Origin of the sequence: Alkalinema pantanalense CENA528, from assembly GCF_050753345.1 — a bacterium.
Lineage (GTDB): Bacteria > Cyanobacteriota > Cyanobacteriia > Leptolyngbyales > Leptolyngbyaceae > Alkalinema > Alkalinema pantanalense.
The window spans coordinates 1-20,268 of record NZ_JBLZFX010000064.1; the positions used below are offsets into that span (position 1 = coordinate 1).

Annotated in this window: 13 protein-coding genes; 11 read left to right on the forward strand and 2 right to left on the reverse strand. The window is 50.6% G+C overall.

Annotation, left to right across the window (positions count from 1 at the left end; all coding sequences use genetic code 11):
* Nucleotides 1-287: 287 nt before the first annotated feature.
* Nucleotides 288-473, reverse strand: a complete 186-nt coding sequence (locus ACN4EG_RS18310; protein WP_431631567.1) for a hypothetical protein — start codon at nucleotides 471-473, stop codon at nucleotides 288-290.
* 323 nt (nucleotides 474-796) lie between these two features.
* Nucleotides 797-3,511 carry a CHAT domain-containing protein gene (locus ACN4EG_RS18315; protein ID WP_431631568.1) on the reverse strand — a complete coding sequence of 905 codons (2,715 nt, stop codon included), beginning with the start codon at nucleotides 3,509-3,511 and terminating at the stop codon, nucleotides 797-799.
* 213 nt (nucleotides 3,512-3,724) lie between these two features.
* Here ACN4EG_RS18315 and ACN4EG_RS18320 point away from each other — a divergent pair, with 213 nt between their 5' ends.
* The 11 genes from ACN4EG_RS18320 (at nucleotide 3,725) to ACN4EG_RS18370 (ending at nucleotide 20,265) form a co-directional block, all read left to right on the forward strand.
* Nucleotides 3,725-4,327: a helix-turn-helix transcriptional regulator gene (locus tag ACN4EG_RS18320; protein ID WP_431631569.1), complete on the forward strand. Its 603-nt coding sequence runs from the start codon at nucleotides 3,725-3,727 to the stop codon at nucleotides 4,325-4,327.
* A 174-nt stretch (nucleotides 4,328-4,501) separates the two neighbouring features.
* Nucleotides 4,502-4,714 carry a mersacidin/lichenicidin family type 2 lantibiotic gene (locus ACN4EG_RS18325; RefSeq protein ID WP_431631570.1) on the forward strand — a complete coding sequence of 71 codons (213 nt, stop codon included), beginning with the start codon at nucleotides 4,502-4,504 and terminating at the stop codon, nucleotides 4,712-4,714.
* Nucleotides 4,715-4,815: 101 nt separating this feature from the next.
* A complete protein-coding gene (locus tag ACN4EG_RS18330) occupies nucleotides 4,816-5,019 on the forward strand; it encodes a mersacidin/lichenicidin family type 2 lantibiotic (protein ID WP_431631571.1) in 204 nt (67 codons plus the stop codon).
* A gap of 155 nt (nucleotides 5,020-5,174) precedes the next feature.
* Nucleotides 5,175-8,582, forward strand: coding sequence for a type 2 lanthipeptide synthetase LanM family protein (locus ACN4EG_RS18335; protein ID WP_431631572.1), 3,408 nt, complete (start codon nucleotides 5,175-5,177; stop codon nucleotides 8,580-8,582).
* A gap of 2 nt (nucleotides 8,583-8,584) precedes the next feature.
* A complete protein-coding gene (locus ACN4EG_RS18340) occupies nucleotides 8,585-8,899 on the forward strand; it encodes a hypothetical protein (protein WP_431631573.1) in 315 nt (104 codons plus the stop codon).
* 22 nt (nucleotides 8,900-8,921) lie between these two features.
* Complete coding sequence (locus ACN4EG_RS18345) at nucleotides 8,922-11,159, forward strand: peptidase domain-containing ABC transporter (RefSeq protein ID WP_431631574.1); 2,238 nt, start codon at nucleotides 8,922-8,924, stop codon at nucleotides 11,157-11,159.
* Between the two features lie 204 nt (nucleotides 11,160-11,363).
* Nucleotides 11,364-11,777: a hypothetical protein gene (locus ACN4EG_RS18350; protein WP_431631575.1), complete on the forward strand. Its 414-nt coding sequence runs from the start codon at nucleotides 11,364-11,366 to the stop codon at nucleotides 11,775-11,777.
* 126 nt (nucleotides 11,778-11,903) lie between these two features.
* Nucleotides 11,904-14,969, forward strand: coding sequence for a two-partner secretion domain-containing protein (locus tag ACN4EG_RS18355; protein WP_431631576.1), 3,066 nt, complete (start codon nucleotides 11,904-11,906; stop codon nucleotides 14,967-14,969).
* 263 nt (nucleotides 14,970-15,232) lie between these two features.
* Nucleotides 15,233-16,561 carry a sigma-70 family RNA polymerase sigma factor gene (locus ACN4EG_RS18360; RefSeq protein WP_431631577.1) on the forward strand — a complete coding sequence of 443 codons (1,329 nt, stop codon included), beginning with the start codon at nucleotides 15,233-15,235 and terminating at the stop codon, nucleotides 16,559-16,561.
* Nucleotides 16,558-17,832, forward strand: a complete 1,275-nt coding sequence (locus ACN4EG_RS18365; RefSeq protein WP_431631579.1) for a DUF1822 family protein — start codon at nucleotides 16,558-16,560, stop codon at nucleotides 17,830-17,832. Before ACN4EG_RS18360 ends, ACN4EG_RS18365 begins: the two co-directional genes overlap by 4 nt.
* A 21-nt stretch (nucleotides 17,833-17,853) precedes the next feature.
* Complete coding sequence (locus ACN4EG_RS18370) at nucleotides 17,854-20,265, forward strand: CHASE2 domain-containing protein (protein ID WP_431631580.1); 2,412 nt, start codon at nucleotides 17,854-17,856, stop codon at nucleotides 20,263-20,265.
* Nucleotides 20,266-20,268: the final 3 nt, after the last annotated feature.

The following is a 20,268-nucleotide window of genomic DNA, read 5'->3' on the forward strand; positions in this document are numbered from 1 at the left end:
TCTCAATGCCATGGTCAAGCAGGGAACCTTCTGGAACCCTGCGGCCATAGCTAATCCAGGGCAAGTTCTGCCCCAACCTACTTGACTTTCAAGATAATCGCTAGCCCCCCTTAATAAGGGGGGAATTTAGTCAAAATAGTTCAAAATCCCCTTAATAATGGGAATTTAGGGGGATCGGACATCTGGTCGATCGCGTAGATCTGATCCCCCCCTAGCCTCCCTCATTAAGGGGGGAATTTAGTCAAAATAGTTCAAAGTCCCCCTTAATAAGGGGGATTTAGGGGGATCTAGCCTTCTAGCATGATCTCCCTAGCCGCAACCCGCACGACGGTGGGTTCTCCCCGTTTGCGGACGGTTTGACTCCAGTCGTGGGCGCTGATGAAGTTGAGAACGTGCAAAATGCCAATCGCAGCATCAACGGCATCGGCATCACCGCTCAGTTGTAGCTTGATTTTTTTGGTATAGCGTGTCATCGGGGTTCCTCAAATGTGAAGTTAATGGACGAGGAAAACCCCAAAAAGCTAGCCGCCCCGATTTCTGACATGGCGAAACAGGGCGGCTGGGGGTGCTAAAATGCAATCCAGGTCACCATGCTGCCTCGGACAGCTTGGGGGCTTAGCGATCGTTTTGAGGCGGGAATCTCATTGCGATCGCGCTAGTTTTTCGGGCTTATCAGCAGCAGGGTTTGAATCTCCGATTGCTGCTTAACTATAGCAATGTAGCGGCGATCGTTCTTCCCGTCAACCGTACAAGGGTGGGGAATTTGTAGCGCGATCGGGCAGTCGTTGATTCGGTATTACAACCAATTCCCGACCAACACATAGGCTGCCCAAAAACCAATGTGACTATAGTTGGGATAATTTTTTAGTAGGCTGACTTGGGCACGGCGCAGCGCTTCTGCCTTGCTAACTTGGGTCTTGGCTAACTCATGATAAAAAGCGCCCATGAGGAGGGCTGTGGAATGGTCATCAATATGCCAAAGGGAAGCCACAGTACTACGCGCCCCAGCTTTTGCCGCCACGCCTGCCAGTCCTAGGGTTGCCCGATCGTCCCCTTCCGCCGTTTGGCAAGCGCTCAGCACCAGCAGTTCGATCGCGGCTGATTGGGATTGGTTGCGATCGCGCAGGAGAGCATCGAATTGGGTGACATTAATGGGGCCATCGGCAGCCAGGATAAACGTGTTTTTAGCCTGGGAACTAAACTGACCATGGGTTGCAAGGTGAACGATATTGAATTTAGTGGAACGAACCTGGGCTTCTAATGCCTGACTCGTAAAGGCTTGATCCAACAGTTGTTGCGTAGCAATTCCGGCTTTTGTAATTTGGGCAAATTCAGTTTTGATTTCAGGCAAGGGTGGAAATTGTTGTCGAAAGGGTTGGGGTGGTTGCACCAAGCCTGCGGCTAAAACGTTGAATTGCTCAGGCTTCAGGCTTTTTGGAGGGAAGAGTTGGAGTCCAAGATTCAAGGCAACCGCATATTTTTCAACAAGATACTGTTTTCCGTCGTAAAGTCCCGCCATGGGAATTCTGCGTAAAGCACCATCCAACACAAAAACTAAGGTATCGATCTGACTCCGTTGTAAATCAGATTCGATCGGTTGAATCAGCCAGCGATAAACCTGATGGGACAGTTTTTGAATCGTAGACGTTGCATCTAGCTCTGTCAGATTTTGTTGGAGTTGTTGTAGCGTCTGTTCAACTTCGGATTTTGTCACCGCGATCGTATGGTGATGCAGCGGTTGATTTGGGAGTTTAACAATCACCTCCAATTGATTGGGGAGGAGGATGGGGTAGAGAATGGCAACCTGAGAACGATCGAGATCGACGACTTGATCCAATAAAACAGTTTGATGGTCTAAACAGGCTTCTCTAAAAAAGTTATCCAGTTCAGCAAGCTGCAAAGCTTCGATCCGCTGTCTCGCTTGATCTAAATAAGGTTCAGATTCTTTGTCAGAGGACGATTGCAACAATAATTCAACGGATTCACGATAGACGGGTTCAACACTATCTCGAAAGGAAAATTGTACATCCCGATCGACCGCCACTAAATCTTTGCGCAGCATTTTCAATTCGTTGAGAGCCGCATCATAGGCTGCGATCGCGGGTTTTGTAGCGCCCTGCTGCTTCAGCAGTCGTCCCAGTTGCCAATGCCAGCGATAGGCGATATCTGGGGCGTTTGATGCCTGCGCTAACTGGAGAGCTTGTTGGGTAGCGGTTTGAGCCACGTTCCACTGCCCCTGCTGTTCGTATAAATGTCCCAAGTTGCCCAACCCGTAGGATTCTGCTCGATCGTTGCCGAGGCGATGGGCCTGCTGGATTGCGGTGGTGAGCCGGTCGATCGCCGCTTGTTGGAGCATCTGGGGTGCAGCCGTTTGCTCGGCTAGCTTGATCAACGATCGGGCGTAATAAATCTGAGCATAGCAACTAGACTGGCTGGCTGGAAGGCTGACCAATTGACTTTGCAGATCGGGTATCAAATTCTGGGCCGCAGAAAATTGGCGCTGATCCACGAACAGGCTGAATCTATTAATTTGCGCTTGAATCTGGTCGATCGGTGCAGTTGCGAAACGGGCTGCCTGTTGATAGAACTCACTGGCGGTGGGTAGATCTTGCTGCGCCCTTGCCGCATTTCCCAAGCCCATGTAAAGCGCACTGATTTCAGCCTCGATCATTGGCTGGGAATTAACGGGAGTTGATTGCAATCCCTGCGCGATCGTCAATCCCTGCTGCAAGACCTCGCGGGATTGCTCAAGATTACCCATCAGGCGCAGGGTATTTCCCAGCGATCGCAGGGCGGTGACTTGCGTGAGTGACGGGGGCTGACGTTCTAGCTGCGATCGGGCTTCTGTCAGGAGCGTCAAGGCCCGTCGATAGTAACCTAGGGTGCGTAGTGCATGGGCTTGGTGAATGCGGCTTTGCACCTGGCCCTGAACCTCTCCAAGTTGCTGATAGATCGATTCAACCTGCTGCCAAATCGCGATCGCGGATTCTGCCTGCCCTGCATCTAATTGTAGTGTTCCATAAATATCTAATATCTGTACCAGAATTGGTAAATTTTGAGTTTTCAGAGCAAGCGTTTGAACCTTTTTAATTACGTTGCTAGAAATATTTTGATCCGTTGTCACTCCTAATAACGTTAAGCTTTCGGTTATTGCCTGATTTGCGTTGTTCCACTGGCCCATCTGCTGGTAAACCAAGGCAAGATTACTCAACCCGATCGCAGTGCGCAAGGCATCACCCTGGGTTTTGTAATACTGCACTGCTTGCCGCAAAACCGCGATCGCGTCGGTCAACTTTCCTGCGTCATACAATGCTTTTCCCTGCACCATCCAAGCAGCCCCCGTAGCCCCTGTAGACGATGGAGGCGTGGTAGGGGGGGCTGCGATCGCGATGGTAAAACTTGCGGCTAAGGTAAAAAGCAATAAGCCTGTGACGAAGCTGGATGAGGCGATCGATCGAGTCAGCAATTTAGCCAGCGATCGTAAGATAGACCGGAGGGAATAGCGCAACATCGGCGGAGACTCCCGAATATCAAGGTTGAACCCGATGCCCAGCCTAACTGAATAGCCTACAATTTTCAACCCTAGAGAGTTGAAGGGGCTTAATCCTAGATGGCTAAGGGCGTGAATAGGCTCAAATTTCCAGCCCTAGGAACAGGTAACCCGATCGAGGTGTAAACCCGTCTATTTTAGAACTTTCGTAATTTCTGTGGACGAAGAATGACTATGAAGGACATGCACGATCATCGGCTTCTCCAGTTTGATCCCTTGCAAATCAAGTTTGATCCCTTGCAAAGTATGTTGGTTGAATCGATGCGCGAGGGCATTCTGCTCATTTCTGACACCCTAGAACCGACCTATCTCAACCGGAAGGCGAAGGAACTCAATCGGCGACTGTGGAATGGCCGTTCATCCTTCACGCCCCTCCCCCCCATTTTGTCGAATATTTCCCGTCGATTGTTTCAGGAGGGAAGTTCGACGGATGAGCCTTTTATTCTGGATTACCCAGTCAATGAAGAACTCACCATTCGGATTCGAGCTTGTCTATTGACCGATCGACGGATGCCAGGTGTGCATGGTGAACCCTGCGATCGTTCCTATGTTTTGGTTTTTCTGGAAGACCGCAACGATCGTTTAGCAGAAGATTTGAAGATCGAAAAACAGCAGTACGACTTAACGGAGCGTGAAACGGAGGTTTTACGTCTATTACGCCATGCCTATTCCTATCAAAATATTGCTGAAACTTTGCATATTAGCTTAAATACTGTCAAGTTTCATGTAAAAAATATTCATTCTAAGAAACGCTGTGGATTAGATCTTGCCGTTTAGAGTCAACAAAAATCACTCCACTAGAGTAATAAAAATTAGATGCAACAATTCCAAAGAATCAAAACTACTCGAATGTGTGGGCAATACTGAATTGCTATCAGCTAAAACAGAAGTAAGGAAATAATTAATCACCAATTACTTCCTTAAGCTCACATAACTTTTGGAGGATTACTCATGTCTCAGGAAAACATTATTCGTGCTTGGAAAGATGCAGATTTTCGCAACAGCTTGAACCGTGATGCGAAGACTGTATTGCCAGATAATCCAGCAGGATTGATTCAGTTGAATGATACAGATTTAGGTGCGATTGGTGCTGGAATGGCTACAGACACTTGGTGCCCAATCGAGTTGAGACTCATATCTGAATGTACATGTCAACTGAAGTAGTTCTTTGATGCATGAGGTGGTGATTAAACCAGGAATGGTAGCTTCATCACCTTATGCATTCCCGCTTTATTACTGCTTGCAACATTCACCTAGAGGTAATCATGTCTCAAGAAAATGTGATTCGTTTTTGGAAAGATGAATTCTTTCGAGATGGTTTTAATAATAGTCAGCTAACTGAACTGCCTACAAATCCAGCAGGATTGATTCAGTTGGCTGATGCAGATTTAGAGGCCGTTGTGGGTGGTTTTAATAGTTGTCTTGCAGGCTCCCACCAGCCAGTTTGTCAGGATCGGTGTGGCACCTAAATATACCGTTGTTCCACCTATTCGGTACGTAGAAAAAGCTGGTACGGATTCTCTGAAAGGCTGATGACTGAAGATTCCGTACCATTCCTCACAAGTCTTGTACCAAGTAATTTGATCATCGATCGTGCCAACTCAAAAGTCCCCCCATAAAACCTATGAATTATCCTGATTTGGCCTCTCCTGACTGGTATCAAGCCATCAGCTTATCTGAACGAGTTGCATTATTGAAAGCGCCACAACATAAAATCCTAAATGTTAATCGAAAAACCAATGCTAAGCGATACATCGATCCCAATCGGGCACAACGTTATTACGATCGCTGGAAAACCCAATCCCCCTTCGATCGAGCGTCCTACTTTGCCCAACGATTGGCAACAGAAGGCATTAGCGAAGCAGAATTTTTGCAGATTCTAGGTGAACCAGCCGCAGTCCTGTACGATCGACAGACTGAGCCGCCTACTTGGTTAACTGAATTAGCCCAAGCCTTTGTACAGCCATTGGCAGCAACACCGCTGACCTTTCCCGAAGTCTTGAAAGATGTCAAAACCTTGGGATTTTTAGAATTGATTGAACCATTGATTCGTCAAGGTCGCGATCGCCTCCACCAAGGCATTCAAACCCTCATCCAAGCCAATTCTGACTTACCGTTTAATCCAGATACGATCGAACACTTGCTTTGGAGCTACCTGCCGGGATTATTGCTAAAGCTAGCCAATCGCACATTAGTATTAGAACTCAATGTGGCCCGTTTACAGGGATTATTACAGGGAGAAAACCCTGAAGAAAGATTTCAAAGTTTTACTCAACGGTTGCGCCAACGTGATGTTGCTTTGAGTATTTTGCAAGAATATCCTGTATTAGCCAGACAATTAATCCTGTGTATTGAACATTGGGTCACGGTGAATTTGGAATTTCTCCAACGCCTTTGTGCTGATTGGCAGATGATTCGATCGCAATTTACTCCCCACAGCGATCCAGGATTGCTCACAGAACTCACTGGTGGCGCGGGAGATAGCCATCGGGGTGGTCGCAGTGTGATGATTGCTAAATTTAGTTCTGGCTTTCAGATTGTTTATAAACCCCGATCGCTCTCCCTCGATCGACATTTTCAGGAACTTCTACAATGGATCAATCAACGGGGTGATCATCCTCCCTTTAAATTATTGAATCTCTGCGATCGAGGGAGCTATGGATGGGTAGAGTACATCACTGCTCAACCTTGTAGCACAAAAGCCGAAATTCAACGATTTTACCAACGTCAAGGCGGTTATTTGGCAATTCTCTATGCTTTGGAAGCTGTTGATTTTCACCACGAAAATTTAATTGCCGCTGGAGAACAGCCCGTCTTGCTTGATCTAGAAGCTCTCTTCCATCCCCATATTGATGAACTAGGCCCTAAACAAGCCGATCAACTAGCCGATCGAACACTGTACAACTCTGTCTATGCGATCGGATTACTTCCCCACCGAATTTGGTCAAATTCTCAGGCAGAAGGCATTGATATTAGTGGTTTGGGGTCTGCTGCGGGGCAACTCACCCCCCATGAAGTGATTCATTGGGAGGGCGTCGGTACCGATGAAATGCGGCTGACTCGCAAGCGTATTGAACTGTCGGAGGAACAGAACCGTCCTACCCTGAATGGTCAACCAGTCAATGTGTTGCACTATGCTGACGCCATCACCACTGGATTCACTCAGATTTACCAATTACTATGCCAATATCGCCAGGAACTGTTGGCCGAGTCTAGTCCTCTGCAACAGTTTGCAGACGATACTATTCGCGTGATTGTGCGTGCAACTCGCACCTATGGCTTATTGCTGATGGAAAGTTCCCATCCCGATGTCCTTCGTAATGCCTTAGATCGCGATCGCTTGCTGGATCGTCTTTGGCTCGCAGTAGAACACAGCCCTTACTTAGCAAAGCTGATTTCCTTTGAGCAAGCAGATTTGCGCAATGGCGATATCCCCATGTTTACGACGCGCCCCAATTCTAGAGATCTTTGGACTAGTGCTGGGGCAAGAATTCCAGATTTTTTGGAGCGAACTAGTTTAGCGTCTGTGCAGGATCGTCTGCGGCAACTGAGTCAATCTGATTTAGCTCGACAACTCTGGATTATTCGTGCTTCATTAACTTCACTATCTCTAGGTGCAGAATCTCTAGGTACAGAATCTCCGGATGTGGAATCTCTGGGTGTGGAATCTCTGGATTCGCCACCTCGGAAGAACAATTCTATTCAACCATTAACACTGTCCGACCGATCCCCCGACCGTCAGCTCATTCGCGATCGTAGTCTAACTGCCGCCTGTGCCATTGGCGATCGCCTAGCAACGTTAGCACTGCGGGGTGCAGAGGATGCCGCTTGGATTGGCTTAACCTGGGTGAATGAGCGTCATTGGTCTGTGGTGCCCTTGGGGCTAGATTTGTACGATGGATTGCCAGGAGTCCTGCTTTTTCTAGCTTATCTAGGAGCAATGACCAATGAGCAGCGCTATACAGATCTCGCTCAGGCAACGTTAACCACCATGCTACGCAAAGTTGAACAACATCGTTCGCGAATACAGCAAATTGGTGGATTTAGTGGATGGGGTGGCATTATTTACACATTGACGCATTTAGGACAACTGTGGCACAAATCTGAATTAATCGCCGAAGCAGAGGCCATTGTCCAATGCATTCCAGATTGTATTCATCAAGATGAATTATTTGACGTGTTGGGAGGTGCGGCTGGCTGTATTGGGAGTTTACGATCGCTCCACTCTTGTGCGCCCTCAGATGCCACGCTCGATGTTGCGATGCAATGTGGTGAACATCTCCTCAAATCAGCCCAACCCCAACTGCATGGAATTGGCTGGCCCAGCAGCAGCAAAACCACACAACCCTTAACAGGCTTTTCCCACGGAACCGCAGGGATCGCTTGGGCGTTGCTAGAATTGTCCGCACTCACAGGAGAAACCCGATTTCGGACAGCGGCCCAAGGCGCGATCGCCTATGAACGTCATCTTTTCTCCCCGGAGCAGCAGAATTGGCCCGATCTACGAGAGTTTGCTAACTCAGTGCAGACGGGGCGGAACGATCGCATGAATTTTATGACTGCTTGGTGCCATGGTGCTCCTGGAATTGGGCTGGGACGGGTTCAATGTTTACCCTATCTCCAGGATGCGCAGATGGTTGCGGAAATTGAGGCTGCGATCGCCACGACACTGACCCAGGGCTTCGGGGGCAATCACTCCCTATGCCATGGCAGCTTGGGCAATCTGGATTTGCTATTGCAGGCACGGGACTGTTTGCAGAACAAACAGTTGCAGCCTCAGATCGATCGCCTTGCTGAGCAGATTCTAGGCAGCATACAACAGCAGGGCTGGCAATGCGGTATTCCTCTGGGTGTGGAATCTCCTGGCCTAATGACAGGGTTGGCAGGCATTGGCTATGGGTTGCTGCGTCTAGTAGACCCCAATCAAGTGCCCTCAATCTTGGTGCTAGAACCACCAAAGCCTACCGCCATAAACCTTCTGTCTACACCGTCAATCGCACCCACGATCGCACCTTTGCAAAGGAGCCGATGACGATGCAATTCCCCAAAGCACCTCGATCGACTGATCCAATGCCAACAGTCTCGCGTTCCATCTTTCGGGAAGAGGCGGTTCGCCGTTATGTTGCTGGACAAGAGTCCACTGTGTTACCCCGACTGGTTTCGCCGCGCACCTTTGCCTACCTCTGGATGCTGTTAGGGGTGCTGGGGATGAGCAGCACGATCGCTTGGCTCACTAAAATTCCGGCCTATCTAAATCATGAGCACTTTCAAACCTCTCCGCAAACGGACCTTTCGCAACCGTGCCCTCCAAAATCGCCCCCTTCAAAATCAAACCTTCCCAAAGAGTAAGGTACTGCTAACGGGGTTAACCATGGTGCTTCGCCAACTAAAAGGAAGAATTCACCGATTTCAGCAACGAGTTCAGCAACGAGTTCCTGTGCGGCTTCAGTTGAATGCTACGGAATGTGGTGCAGCCTGTCTGGCGATGATTCTCAGCTACTATGGCAGACAAACTCAGGTCAGTGAGTGCCGGGAGTTTATCGGAGTGGGTCGCGATGGGGTAACAGCAGAAGCGATCGCTCAAGCCGCACGGCACTATGGACTGCGTGTCAAAGCCTATTCAGTGCAGGAACTACAGGATTTTCGGCATGTGCCTTTGCCCGCGATCGCCCATTGGAACTTTAAGCATTTTGTTGTTGTAGAGCGCTGGACTCCCCGACAGATTACCATTGTCGATCCGGATAGTGGTCGCTGTCGGTTAACGCCTGTGGACTTTGCAGCGGCGTTTACTGGGGTAGTCCTCACCTTGGAGCCAGGGACGCAGTTCACCTCACAAGCACCTCATCTCTCCCTGCGCTGGCAAGACTATTTAGGTCATTACTTGCGCCAAACGCCAGGGCTGTGGATACAGATCTTAGCCACCTCACTCCTGTTACAGGGACTGGGGCTAGTGTTACCCGTTTTGACACAGCTACTCATCGATCGAGTATTACCGCTTCATCTGACTCACATCATGCCCATTTTAGCGATCGGGATGGTGATTGTGTTGTTCATGCAATTGATTACGAGCTATTTGCGTGGAGCATTATTAATTTATCTACAGGCTCGCATTGACCTGCGGATGATGTTAGTTTTTTTCGAGCATCTCTTAACCCTTCCCTTTCGTTTTTTTGAACAGCGGACTACGGGCGATTTGCTAATGCGTCTCGGTAGCAATGCCGTGATCCGTGAAACTTTGACGAGTCAAACCCTATCCATGGTTCTTGATAGCCTGTTTGTTCTCGGATATTTACTGGTGCTGCTGCTACAGTCGCCGCTGTTTGGGGGCATTGTATTGCTGCTAGGGTTGTTACAAGTTGGGGTCATTTGGGGAACCACACGATCGATGCATGACCTGACCCAGCGGGATTTGTGGGCGCAGGCTGACTCCCAGGGCTATCTGGTGGAAGTTTTGAGTGGCATTCAAACGCTAAAAGCTTGTGGTGCAGAAGATCGGGCCTTTGATCATTGGTCTACGCTATTTTATAAGCAACTCAATGTTGCTCTCCAGCGTAATCATTTAGCAACAATCGTGGATACAGTCATGCTCTGTTTGCGCACCATGTCGCCCTTAATTTTATTGTGGTTAGGGACTCAGGCGGTATTCAGTGGCACGATGAGTTTAGGAATGATGCTCGCGTTGAATGCGATCGCGGCTGCCTTTTTAATGCCATTATCCTCCCTTGTATCTAATGCTCAACGGTTGCAACTAGTGGGGGCGCACCTCGATCGGTTACGGGATGTTTGGATGGCTCTGCCGGAGCAGAAACCCCAAGAAGGAGAACTTGCACCTCCCCTGACTGGACAGATGGAATTACAACAGGTTAGTTTTCGCTATAGTCCTCAAGCTCCTCTGGTACTGCACCAGATTTCTATGACAATTCAACCGAGGCAGACGATCGCGTTGGTGGGACGTTCTGGGTCAGGAAAAAGTACCCTTGCTAAGTTGCTCCTTGGGTTATACGTACCGACCAGTGGAGCGATTCTCTACGATGGCATTGCCCTCACCGATTTGAATTGGCGTAGTTTGCGTCGCCAGTTTGGAGTGGTGCTTCAGGAGCCCTTTTTATTTAGTGGATCAATTCGCCACAATATTGCTGTGAACCATCCGGATCTCTCCTTAGCGCAGGTGCAGAAGGCTGCGCAATTAGCCCTGCTCCATGATGAGATTATGCAATTGCCCATGGGCTATGACACCCCAGTTGCAGAGGGCGGGACAGGTTTGTCAGGGGGACAGCGTCAACGGCTCGCGATCGCCCGTGCCATTGCCCACCAGCCTGCCATTCTTTTATTAGATGAAGCGACTAGTCATCTAGATGGTGTGACTGAAAGTTGGGTAGAGCGCAACTTAAGCCAGTTAGCCTGTACGCGCATTGTCATTGCCCATCGACTCAGCACCATCCGCAATGCTGATTTAATTTTGGTGGTTGACCAAGGCACGATCGTAGAACAGGGAACCCATGACCAGCTTTTGGCCCAGCAAGGATATTACACCGCCCTTGTTCAAAGTTCAGCACTGCATCATTCAACGGCAGCTCATTCGATAGATGATGGTATTTCTCCTATCTGAATACGCTGAAATTTCTAGCCCTATTAGATATCAGGTGACGGAATATCCGGCTTACCTCAGTCGTACCAAAGATTTCCAGTGGTTTTGGCATATGTGGTAGAACGCTGGAAAGAGTATTGAATAGACAATAGCGGCCCGACTAAACCCAATCGCATTGAACCCAATCGCATTGAACCCAATCCATCTTGTTGTAAGAGGTTAATTATGAACTCTAAATCGAAGCCTAGCAAAAAAAATAATTTTTTCCCCCCGATCGAAACGCTAGGAGATGCCCAAGCGGTAGCCCATCAAGGAACTTGGGCAGCTTGCTTTGTCACAGGAATGACCACGATCGTCGCCCTCGCCTCTATGTTTAAAATTTTACCCGCAGGAATTCCGATCAATGCTTGGTCATTAATTGATGCGGCTTTATTTGCCATCATTGCCTTGGGGATTTATCGGATGTCCCGGATTGCAGCGGTGGCTGGATTGATTGTGTATTGCATCGAGCGAGTGTATATGCAGGTTGCATTAGGACCCAAGATGGGAGCCGGGATTATTGTTACAATTCTCCTCATTTGTGCATTTATCAACGCGATACGAGGCACCTTTGCCTACCATCGTTTGAAGCAATCGTAATAGCGATGGCCAGCTACGATCGATCGTAATTGATATGTTGATTTATGTGATGACTTGTGTTGTAGTTTGTGTGTTTGGTAGGCTGTGGGTAATCACCGCGCCTACCCATACAATATCGGCTAAACTATGGTCAATCTAAAGCAGTGGCGACAGCATCTTTCCAGACGACAACCGCTTCCCCGTGACGTTAGACTGCTCAGTGGATGCCTGCTGCTGGCTCCGATAGTGTTGCCTGGGTCAAGTTGGGCGCAGATTGCGGGGGATGGGACGCTGGGAACGCAGGTCAACGGTTCTCCGATCGCGCCCTGTACAGGGAATTGCACCATTACGAGTGGGACTCTTCGAGGGGAGAATTTATTTCACAGTTTTCGCGAATTTTCTTTGCCGAATCGTGATTTAGCAGGTTTTGTTACCACTCCAGCCATTCGCAATGTGATTGTTCGAGTCACGGGGCTGGGGGACTCATTTATTTCCAACATTAACGGTACGATCGCCACCAGCAATCCAGCCAATGTTTTCCTACTCAATCCCAACGGCATCATTTTTGGCCCTCGAGCTGCGGTGAACATTGGTGGTTCATTTTTAGCGACGACGGGCGATCGTCTGCAATTTTCCGATGGAACGGTTTTGCGCACCAACGACCCATCACCGTTGCTGACCCTCAGTGTCCCGATCGGCATACAAATGGGACAGGCTCCGGGAGACATTCGCTCCAGGATGCGAATTAGTTCAGCCGTCAATAGTCGATTTACAGATTTTGCACTGATTGGTGGCAATATAACGCTGGAGAGTTCGTTGATTTTTGCGCCGGGGCATCAGATCCAATTAGCCAGCATCGGGCCAGGAGGGACTGTAGATCTCGGTCTGAATCGCGATCGTCTGAATATTACTCTACCCATTAATACAGTTCAGCAGAATATTACATTAAACAATGAATCCGTTATAAATGTAGCCGCCAGTCAGGGTGGGGGCGGAATTCAACTGACTGGGCGCAATATTGTTTTAAATAAAAGTTTCCTAATTTCGGGAATCCTCAGAGGAAATGATAATGCAGCTGATAACCAAGCAGGAAACATTACAGTCAATGCCCAAGAAAACCTGCAACTGAATCAAGGCTCCGCGATCGCCAATGAAGTAGCTAGGGGCGCGATCGGGCAAGGGGGCGAAATTGTAATTACCGCGACTAACGTTCAAGCCTTAGAGGGTTCTAACATTGCAACTAGAACTGCGGGTGGGGGCAATGCTGGGAAAGTACAGGTTACGGCGAATATAATCAACCTCAGCGGTATCTCAAGCAATGATATTGGAAGTGGAATTGGTAGCCTAACACTAGACTCAACCGGAAACGCACGCGGAGGAGATATTATTGTCACAACCCATTTATTGACTCTTACTCAAGGATCAACCGTTCTTTCTAGCACCTTTGGAAATGGGATCGCTGGCAATGTGCAGGTAACTGCGAAGACAATTATCCTCGATGGCAGCAGCCCCAAGAACCAATCGCCCACGGGGATTGCCAGCCAAGTGGCGGCTAATGTCAGAGGGCAGGGGGGAAATATCACGGTGCAGACAGATTCCCTGACTGCGACCAATGGGGCTAACATTTCCGCCAGTACCTTTGGCATTGGCAATGCGGGAAATGTAACAGTTAAGGCAAATACGATTGTTCTAGAGGGCACGACTCCGAGTGGAAGCGCCAGTAGCGGAATTTTTAGTGCAGTGAATGAGACGGGAATAGGTGAGGGTGGGGATATCATCGTGCAGACGGGAACACTGCGGATGAACCGAGGGGCCACCGTATCTGCCAAAACATTTGGCATTGGTAATGCGGGAAATGTTGACATTATTGCCGATCGAATCAGCGTAGAGGGGGTGACTCCCGACGGACAATTTGCGACGTCCATTACCAGTGAGGTAGGTCGCACGGGCAAAGGTCAGGGGGGCAATGTCACGATCGCCGCTGATGGGTTGACGATCACCCAGGGGGGTACGGTGGCAGCCAGTACCTTTGGCCAAGGGCCAGCGGGGAATGTGCGGGTCAAAGCCTCCACGATCGTGCTGGATAGTACTTCTCCTGATTTCGCGGGCGGCGGCATTGTCAGTGTGGTGGCTCCCGGCGCGATCGGTCGAGGGGGGACGATCGGGCTGGAGACGGGTTCATTGACAGTCACCAACGGCGCAACGGTCAGTACGGGGACAGCGGGGGTGGGCGATGCAGGAAAAATTGAGATTACGGCAGAGACGATCGATCTCAATGGAACAACTGCCAATGGACAGAGCAGTGGGATTGCTAGCCAAGTGGCGCGTATAGGTCAGGGACAAGGGGGAGATATCCGGATTCAGACCAAATCTCTCAACGTCACGAATGGGGCGGGAATCAGTACCAGTAATTTAAGTCGTGGACAAGCGGGGAATTTAGAGATTACAGCCGATACAATTCGACTGATCAATGACAGTGAGATTAGCGCAGGAAGTGTTTCGGGCAATGGTGCAAATATTGTTCTCAATGCCCATAATTTGTTGCTATTACGGGAAAAAAGCAACATCTTGACCAGTGCAGGAACCATTCAAGCAGGGGGAAATGGGGGCAATATCACGATCGCTACACCGTTTATTCTGGGGGTATTGGGGGAAAATAGCGACATCCGGGCGAATGCCTTTACGGGAAACGGGGGCAATATTACAATTACGACCAATGCGATCTACGGTTTGCAATTTCAATCCCAACTCACCCCGTTTAGTGACATTACCGCCAGTTCTCAATTTGGTCTGAACGGTACGGTGACTCTTAATACCCTCAACATCGACCCCAACCGAGGACTCGTCGCCCTACCCACGAACTTAGCCGATCCTGCCAACAAGATTTCCCAGGACTGCCAACCCAGTCAGCAAGCCTCCAGCAGTTCATTTGTCGTGAGTGGGCGGGGTGGTCTGCCCCTCAGCCCCGAGGAACCCCTGGAAAACGCCGTAGGCATGGCCCAATGGGTGCCCTTACCCGAGGAATCAACCGATCGTCAATCCGCAACCCCCGATCGCGTTGTGCTCCCCGTTCTGGCCAATCCTGTTCCGATCGTGCAGGCTCAGGGCTGGCGGCGAGAACCCGATGGTACCGTTAAGCTAGTGTCTGCGCCGATGGGGCATGCGGTTTGGCTGAACGGCATGGCTGGGGCTTGTTCCGCAAGGCTGCGGTGAGCAGGATCGGATACGGAAAAGCATGACAACATGGGGATTCGTAAAGAAATCTCTAGTAACTCTAGGAAAAGCAGCCTAGGGCAGTTTAAAATCAGGCTTTCTAGCAATGTTTAGTTAACTTGTTTTTCTATGAATCCTTTTTTCTATCAGCCCTATTTTCTATGCCTCCATTTAATTAAAATTAGAGCATCCCCCTGACAATCCAATTTTCAATAATTTTGTGATTCTCCATTTTTTGTAAAGCATTTCCTTAGACGATCCCTATGCATCTTCGCCAGGAACTGATTGCGTTATTTTCAACCTTTGTCCAGTTTGAAGACGATCGCTTTTCCACTTGGGCAACGGATGCGCGCTTGCGCCGTAGTATGCAGAGTATGCAGCAGTCCCTGGAGGCTAGCCAAAGGCGTGAAGCCTGCCACTCAGAAGCGGGGTGGGCGCTCTACTGGCATCAACGCTGGTTGCAGGGCAACGCCCCCACGCCAGCCCCTTTACCCCTAGGCCATCTCACCGCTTACTTGCAGGAATCCTGCTACTGGGCCGCGAGCCAAACCCTGCGGAAAGTTGCCAATGCGTCTGGGGTGCAGTATGGTCTGTCCGACTATTTCCAAATTGCCATTGCCAAGGTACAGACCGTTTTGAAACAATTTAATCCCGATCGGGGGACTAGCCTAAAAAACTTTGGGCATCTTGCCTTTTCTAGTCTGCTGCGGGATTACTTACGACAACGGCAGGAGGTGGCATTGTGTACTAATTTGGGATTGCTGCGAAGAACGAGTAAAAAGCGCTTCCTAGAAGCCTTGGAGCGGGTGGGACTCTCCGCACAGGAAATTGCCCAGTATCACCTTGCTTGGCTGTGTTTTAATGTGCTCTACGGGCAAGCCTTATCCAGCCCGTCCCAATCCAGCCCGTCCCAATCCAGCCCAGCCCAGTCAGGAATTCAGCAATTCACCACCCTAGATCCCCACCTCGCCATTGCCATCACCCAACTCTACAACCGGGAACGGCATAACCCGCTTGATCTGCCGATCGATCGATCGGCCCCGGAATGCCAACCGGAAACCCTGGAACGCTGGCTCAACCAATGTGCTAACTGGGTTCGTAGCTACCTCTATCCCCCGGTGGAATCCTTGAATCGTCCGCTTTTGGGAGAGGAAACGGGGACTGATTTTCAGGACAGTTTAGCCGATCCCCAAGATGAGTCCGCGCTGGCTGTGCTGATTGCCCAGGAAGACCTTCAGGAACGCCAACACCAACGGGAACACCTACACCAGGCGATCGCGGCTCGTTTAGCCATCCTAGACCCACAATCCCAAGACATCCTACGGCTCTATTACCAACAGGGGCTCACCCAAAAGCAAATGATGCAGCAACTGCAAATGAGTCAGGCCACGGTGTCTCGACGGTTAACCAAAGCTAGAGAAACGCTATTGCTCAAACTGGTGGAATGGAGCCAGGAACAGTTGAATATTTCTCCCACACCGAACCTAATAAAAGACATGAGTGCTGCTTTAGAAGAATGGCTGGGCGTTTACTACGGTAGACCCAATCCTGTCTCTAGCAGTCCCACTGCGGGTAAGGAGAGAGTGTCATGATTGAGTTTGCCGATCCTAAGGAATGGTGGCTGGAACTTGCGCCCGGTTGGTGTGCGGAAGTAGCGCACCAAAGTCAGCTAGGGGCCGATCGAAGTTGCACGCCCAATAGCCAACATCGTGCCTATTTAAATGGCCTTTGTTTACAGCGAACGGTGGCTTGGTTACGGGAGGAGCAGCCCGAGGTCAGTCCTGGGCTGCCCGAGGCCGATTGGCCTGCGCTCTGGGAGTTTGTCAATGGATCGGCGGTGACGATCGGGGCGACGCGGGTGATTTTGCTGCCCAGCGAGGCGATCGATGCGAGTGAGTTAGAGGTGCCCCAGGAATGGGTGGACATTCCCAGTTGGGCAGGGGATTACTATCTTGCGGTGCAGGTGCAACCGGAGCAGGGCTGGCTGCGGGTTTGGGGCTATGCAACCCATAAAGAGTTGAAGTCGATCGCCACCTATGATCCCCGCGATCGAACCTATTCCCTCCCAGCGGAACGGTTGACTCAGGATTTAAACGTCCTGTGGCTGACGGTGCAACTCTGTCCCACGGCGCAAACCCGTACTGAGGTAGCTGCACTGCCTGAACTGTCTCCAACGCAACTAGAAACGCTGATTATCAATTTAGGAAATCCAGACATTGCCTTTCCTCGACTTGCTGTGCCGTTTACCAGTTGGGGGCCACTCTTGCAATCACTAACAACACAACAACAGCTATTTCAGCAACGTTTACAACAACATCTGCAACAAGGGTCACAAATTGCTTTCCAGAATAATTTACCAGCACAATCACAAGTAACTCAGGAATCACAGCAATCACTACAAATCTCTTCACAGCAAACTAGCCCCGTCATACATTTGCGGGATTGGGGACAAGGCCAATTTTCGGATCTGTGGCAGGCGATCGATGCGGTTCTGGTTCCGCAACAGTGGGCCACAGCCTGGAGGAGCGATCCCGCGCAATCCTCTGGGGCCATCAGTCGCGTCAAAGTGCTGGAGTTGGGCCATGCCCCCGGCGAGGCTGCGATCGCCCTCGTGCTGAGCCTCTCACCCTTAGATACAGCCCTCACGGCCATTGAACTTCAGATCTGTCCCACGGGAGATCATGCGTGCCTACCGGAGGCGGTTCAGGTTAGATTACTAGATGGTACGGGGCGCGAAATTGGGCAGGCTCGGGCCACGGTGACGGAAACGATTCAGTTGCAATTTACAGCGGAGGCGGGCGAACAATTTCAAGTGGAGGTGATTGCTGGCGAACAGTGCCAAGTCGAGCGGTTTGAGGTGTAGAACGGATAGGGTAAAGCAGTCATGGCAAAGCGGGTGGTTCTACGATTAGAGGGAAACCTGGAGCAAGGATTCCAAGCCACCCTGGAGGTTGGAGACCTCAATCGGCTACCGGAGGTGGAAGCCAGCGGCTCTCTCCCAGCGGCCATGGCATTGCTGGATAGCTTAGAGCATTGGCGATCGATCTACCGTCAAGGAGCCTATCCAACGCGCATTACCTTGCAGCAAATTACGGTACGCATGGGGCGTCTAAATCCCTTGGAGGACTGTCGGCGGGCGGCTCAGGCGCTGCAAACCCAGATGCAACAATGGTTGGCCTCTCCCACTTTCCACCCGATCGATCGACAGTTGCGCGAATCCTTAAACCTTCACGACTCGGTGCAAGTGTTATTGCGATCGACCGATCGGCGATTGCATTGGCTACCCTGGCATCTCTGGGACTTTTTTGAGCGGTATTCCCAGGCGGAACTGGCGATCAGTGCGATGCCGGGACGTGTTGAAGCTTCCCCCGCTTCGGCTCCGGCTCCGGTTAACATTCTGACGCTGTTGGGCGATCGGCGGGGCTTGGATACCACTGCGGAACAGCAATTTTTGCACGATCTGCCCGATACCGCAGTCACCTGCCTCGTGGAACCCTCGCGGCAACAGATTACGGAATCTCTGTGGAGCCAGCCCTGGGATATCCTCTTTTTTGCAGGGCATAGCCAAACGGAGAATGATCAAGGGCGCATTTACCTCAATCCCCAGGAAAGCCTAACGATCGAAGAATTAAAGTACGGATTACGCAGCGCGATCGCCAATGGTTTGCAACTGGCGATTTTTAATTCCTGTGATGGGTTGGGATTGGCCTACGAGTTGGATGCCTTGCATCTGCCGCAATTGATCGTCCTGCGCGAACCCGTCCCCGATACCGTGGCCCAGGAGTTTGTGAAATTCTTTCTGACGGCGTTTTCCCAGGGCAAATCATTATATCTAGCGGTACGGGAGGCACGGGAACGGCTCCAGGGCTTGGAAGGGCAGTATCCCTGTGCCAGTTGGCTGCCGATGATTTATCAAAACCCCACGGCGGTTTCCCTCACCTGGCAGGCATTACAGCAAACTCCCCGGCAATCCCTAGCAGATTTACCGCAGCATTCTCTCAGTCTATCTCCCATAGATCGTCGATCGTGGCTTCAGTGGCCGAACCGTCAGTCCCAAATTTTAGCAGGCTGGCGTTTCTGCTTAGCCCCTTTAATCGTTGCTGCAACCATTCTCGGAGTTCGGCAATTGGGATGGCTACAACCATTGGAGATTGCGGCCTTGGATCAGTTGATTCAACTGCATACCAATCAATCTCCCGATCCGCGTTTACTCGTCATTCTGATTACCGATGAAGACGTGCAGGCGCAGGCCCCCCGCGATCGACGCGGTTCCCTGTCCGATGCCACCCTCGCACAACTGTTGCAACGGCTGAATACCTATCAACCGAGAGTCGTGGGTTTAGATCTCTATCGAGATTTTGCTGTCAGTCCTCAATATTCCGCCTTAGCGAAACAATTGCGGCAGACCGATCGCTGGGTGGGGGTGTGCAAGGTGGGAGAGGCAGAACAGCAGGAAAGTGGAGTCGCGCCGCCGCCGGAACTTCCCGCTGACCAGATTGGGTTTAGCGATTTGGTGTTGGATGCCGATCAAGTGGTGCGCCGCCATTTGTTGAGTATGACGCCTACACCGTCTTCCCGCTGTGTGGCTCCCTATGCCCTCAGCGTGCAACTCGCCCTGCGCTATTTGGATACCCAAGGTATTTCCCTCAGCTTTCCCAATCCTGAGACTTGGCAGTTAGGCTCCCTGAAATTCCATCCCATCAAAGGGCCGATCGGGGGCTATCAAAATCTCGACGATCGCGGTTATCAAATTCTGTTGAACTACCGTGCAGCCCGATCGCCCCAGGGCGGCATTCGTCAGGTGACGCTGGGGCAAGTCCTACGGGGGGAAGTGAACCCAGCGGCAATTCGCGATCGGATTGTCTTGATTGGCACAATCGCGGAAGGCACCCATGATTATTGGCTCACGCCCTATCGCAATCCGCGAGGAGAGCAACAGTCTTTGCCGGGGGTGGTGTTGCAGGCGCAGATGACCAGTCAACTGGTGAGTGCGGCGTTGGACGGGCGACCGTTAATTTGGGCTTGGCCGCTGTGGTTAGAATGTCTGTGGATTGTGAGTGGGGTGTTGTGGGGCGGAACTTTGGCGAGGTTCATTCGTCAGCCGACTTTTCTGGGTTTGGCATTGGTGGCGACGATCGCGCTGTTGCTGGGCAGTTGTTGGATATTATTTCTGCAACTGGGTGCATGGGTTCCCCTCGTACCGGAGGTATTGGGAGTGATAATGGGCGGAATGGGCGTGCGATCGGTGGAAGGAAGTACGAGACAAACTTTGACCCCGCGAACCCAGCAGCCATGAAAC

Excerpts from the sequence above, each read along its gene's own strand:
- ACN4EG_RS18355 (WP_431631576.1), top strand. The coding sequence starts at position 11,904 with ATGGTCAATCTAAAGCAGTGGCGACAGCATCTTTCCAGACGACAACCG.
- ACN4EG_RS18335 (WP_431631572.1), top strand. The coding sequence starts at position 5,175 with ATGAATTATCCTGATTTGGCCTCTCCTGACTGGTATCAAGCCATCAGC.
- ACN4EG_RS18350 (WP_431631575.1), top strand. The coding sequence starts at position 11,364 with ATGAACTCTAAATCGAAGCCTAGCAAAAAAAATAATTTTTTCCCCCCG.
- ACN4EG_RS18345 (WP_431631574.1), top strand. The coding sequence starts at position 8,922 with ATGGTGCTTCGCCAACTAAAAGGAAGAATTCACCGATTTCAGCAACGA.
- ACN4EG_RS18315 (WP_431631568.1), bottom strand. The coding sequence starts at position 3,511 with ATGTTGCGCTATTCCCTCCGGTCTATCTTACGATCGCTGGCTAAATTG.
- ACN4EG_RS18370 (WP_431631580.1), top strand. The coding sequence starts at position 17,854 with ATGGCAAAGCGGGTGGTTCTACGATTAGAGGGAAACCTGGAGCAAGGA.
- ACN4EG_RS18325 (WP_431631570.1), top strand. The coding sequence starts at position 4,502 with ATGTCTCAGGAAAACATTATTCGTGCTTGGAAAGATGCAGATTTTCGC.
- ACN4EG_RS18320 (WP_431631569.1), top strand. The coding sequence starts at position 3,725 with ATGAAGGACATGCACGATCATCGGCTTCTCCAGTTTGATCCCTTGCAA.
- ACN4EG_RS18330 (WP_431631571.1), top strand. The coding sequence starts at position 4,816 with ATGTCTCAAGAAAATGTGATTCGTTTTTGGAAAGATGAATTCTTTCGA.
- ACN4EG_RS18365 (WP_431631579.1), top strand. The coding sequence starts at position 16,558 with ATGATTGAGTTTGCCGATCCTAAGGAATGGTGGCTGGAACTTGCGCCC.
- ACN4EG_RS18360 (WP_431631577.1), top strand. The coding sequence starts at position 15,233 with ATGCATCTTCGCCAGGAACTGATTGCGTTATTTTCAACCTTTGTCCAG.
- ACN4EG_RS18340 (WP_431631573.1), top strand. The coding sequence starts at position 8,585 with ATGCAATTCCCCAAAGCACCTCGATCGACTGATCCAATGCCAACAGTC.
- ACN4EG_RS18310 (WP_431631567.1), bottom strand. The coding sequence starts at position 473 with ATGACACGCTATACCAAAAAAATCAAGCTACAACTGAGCGGTGATGCC.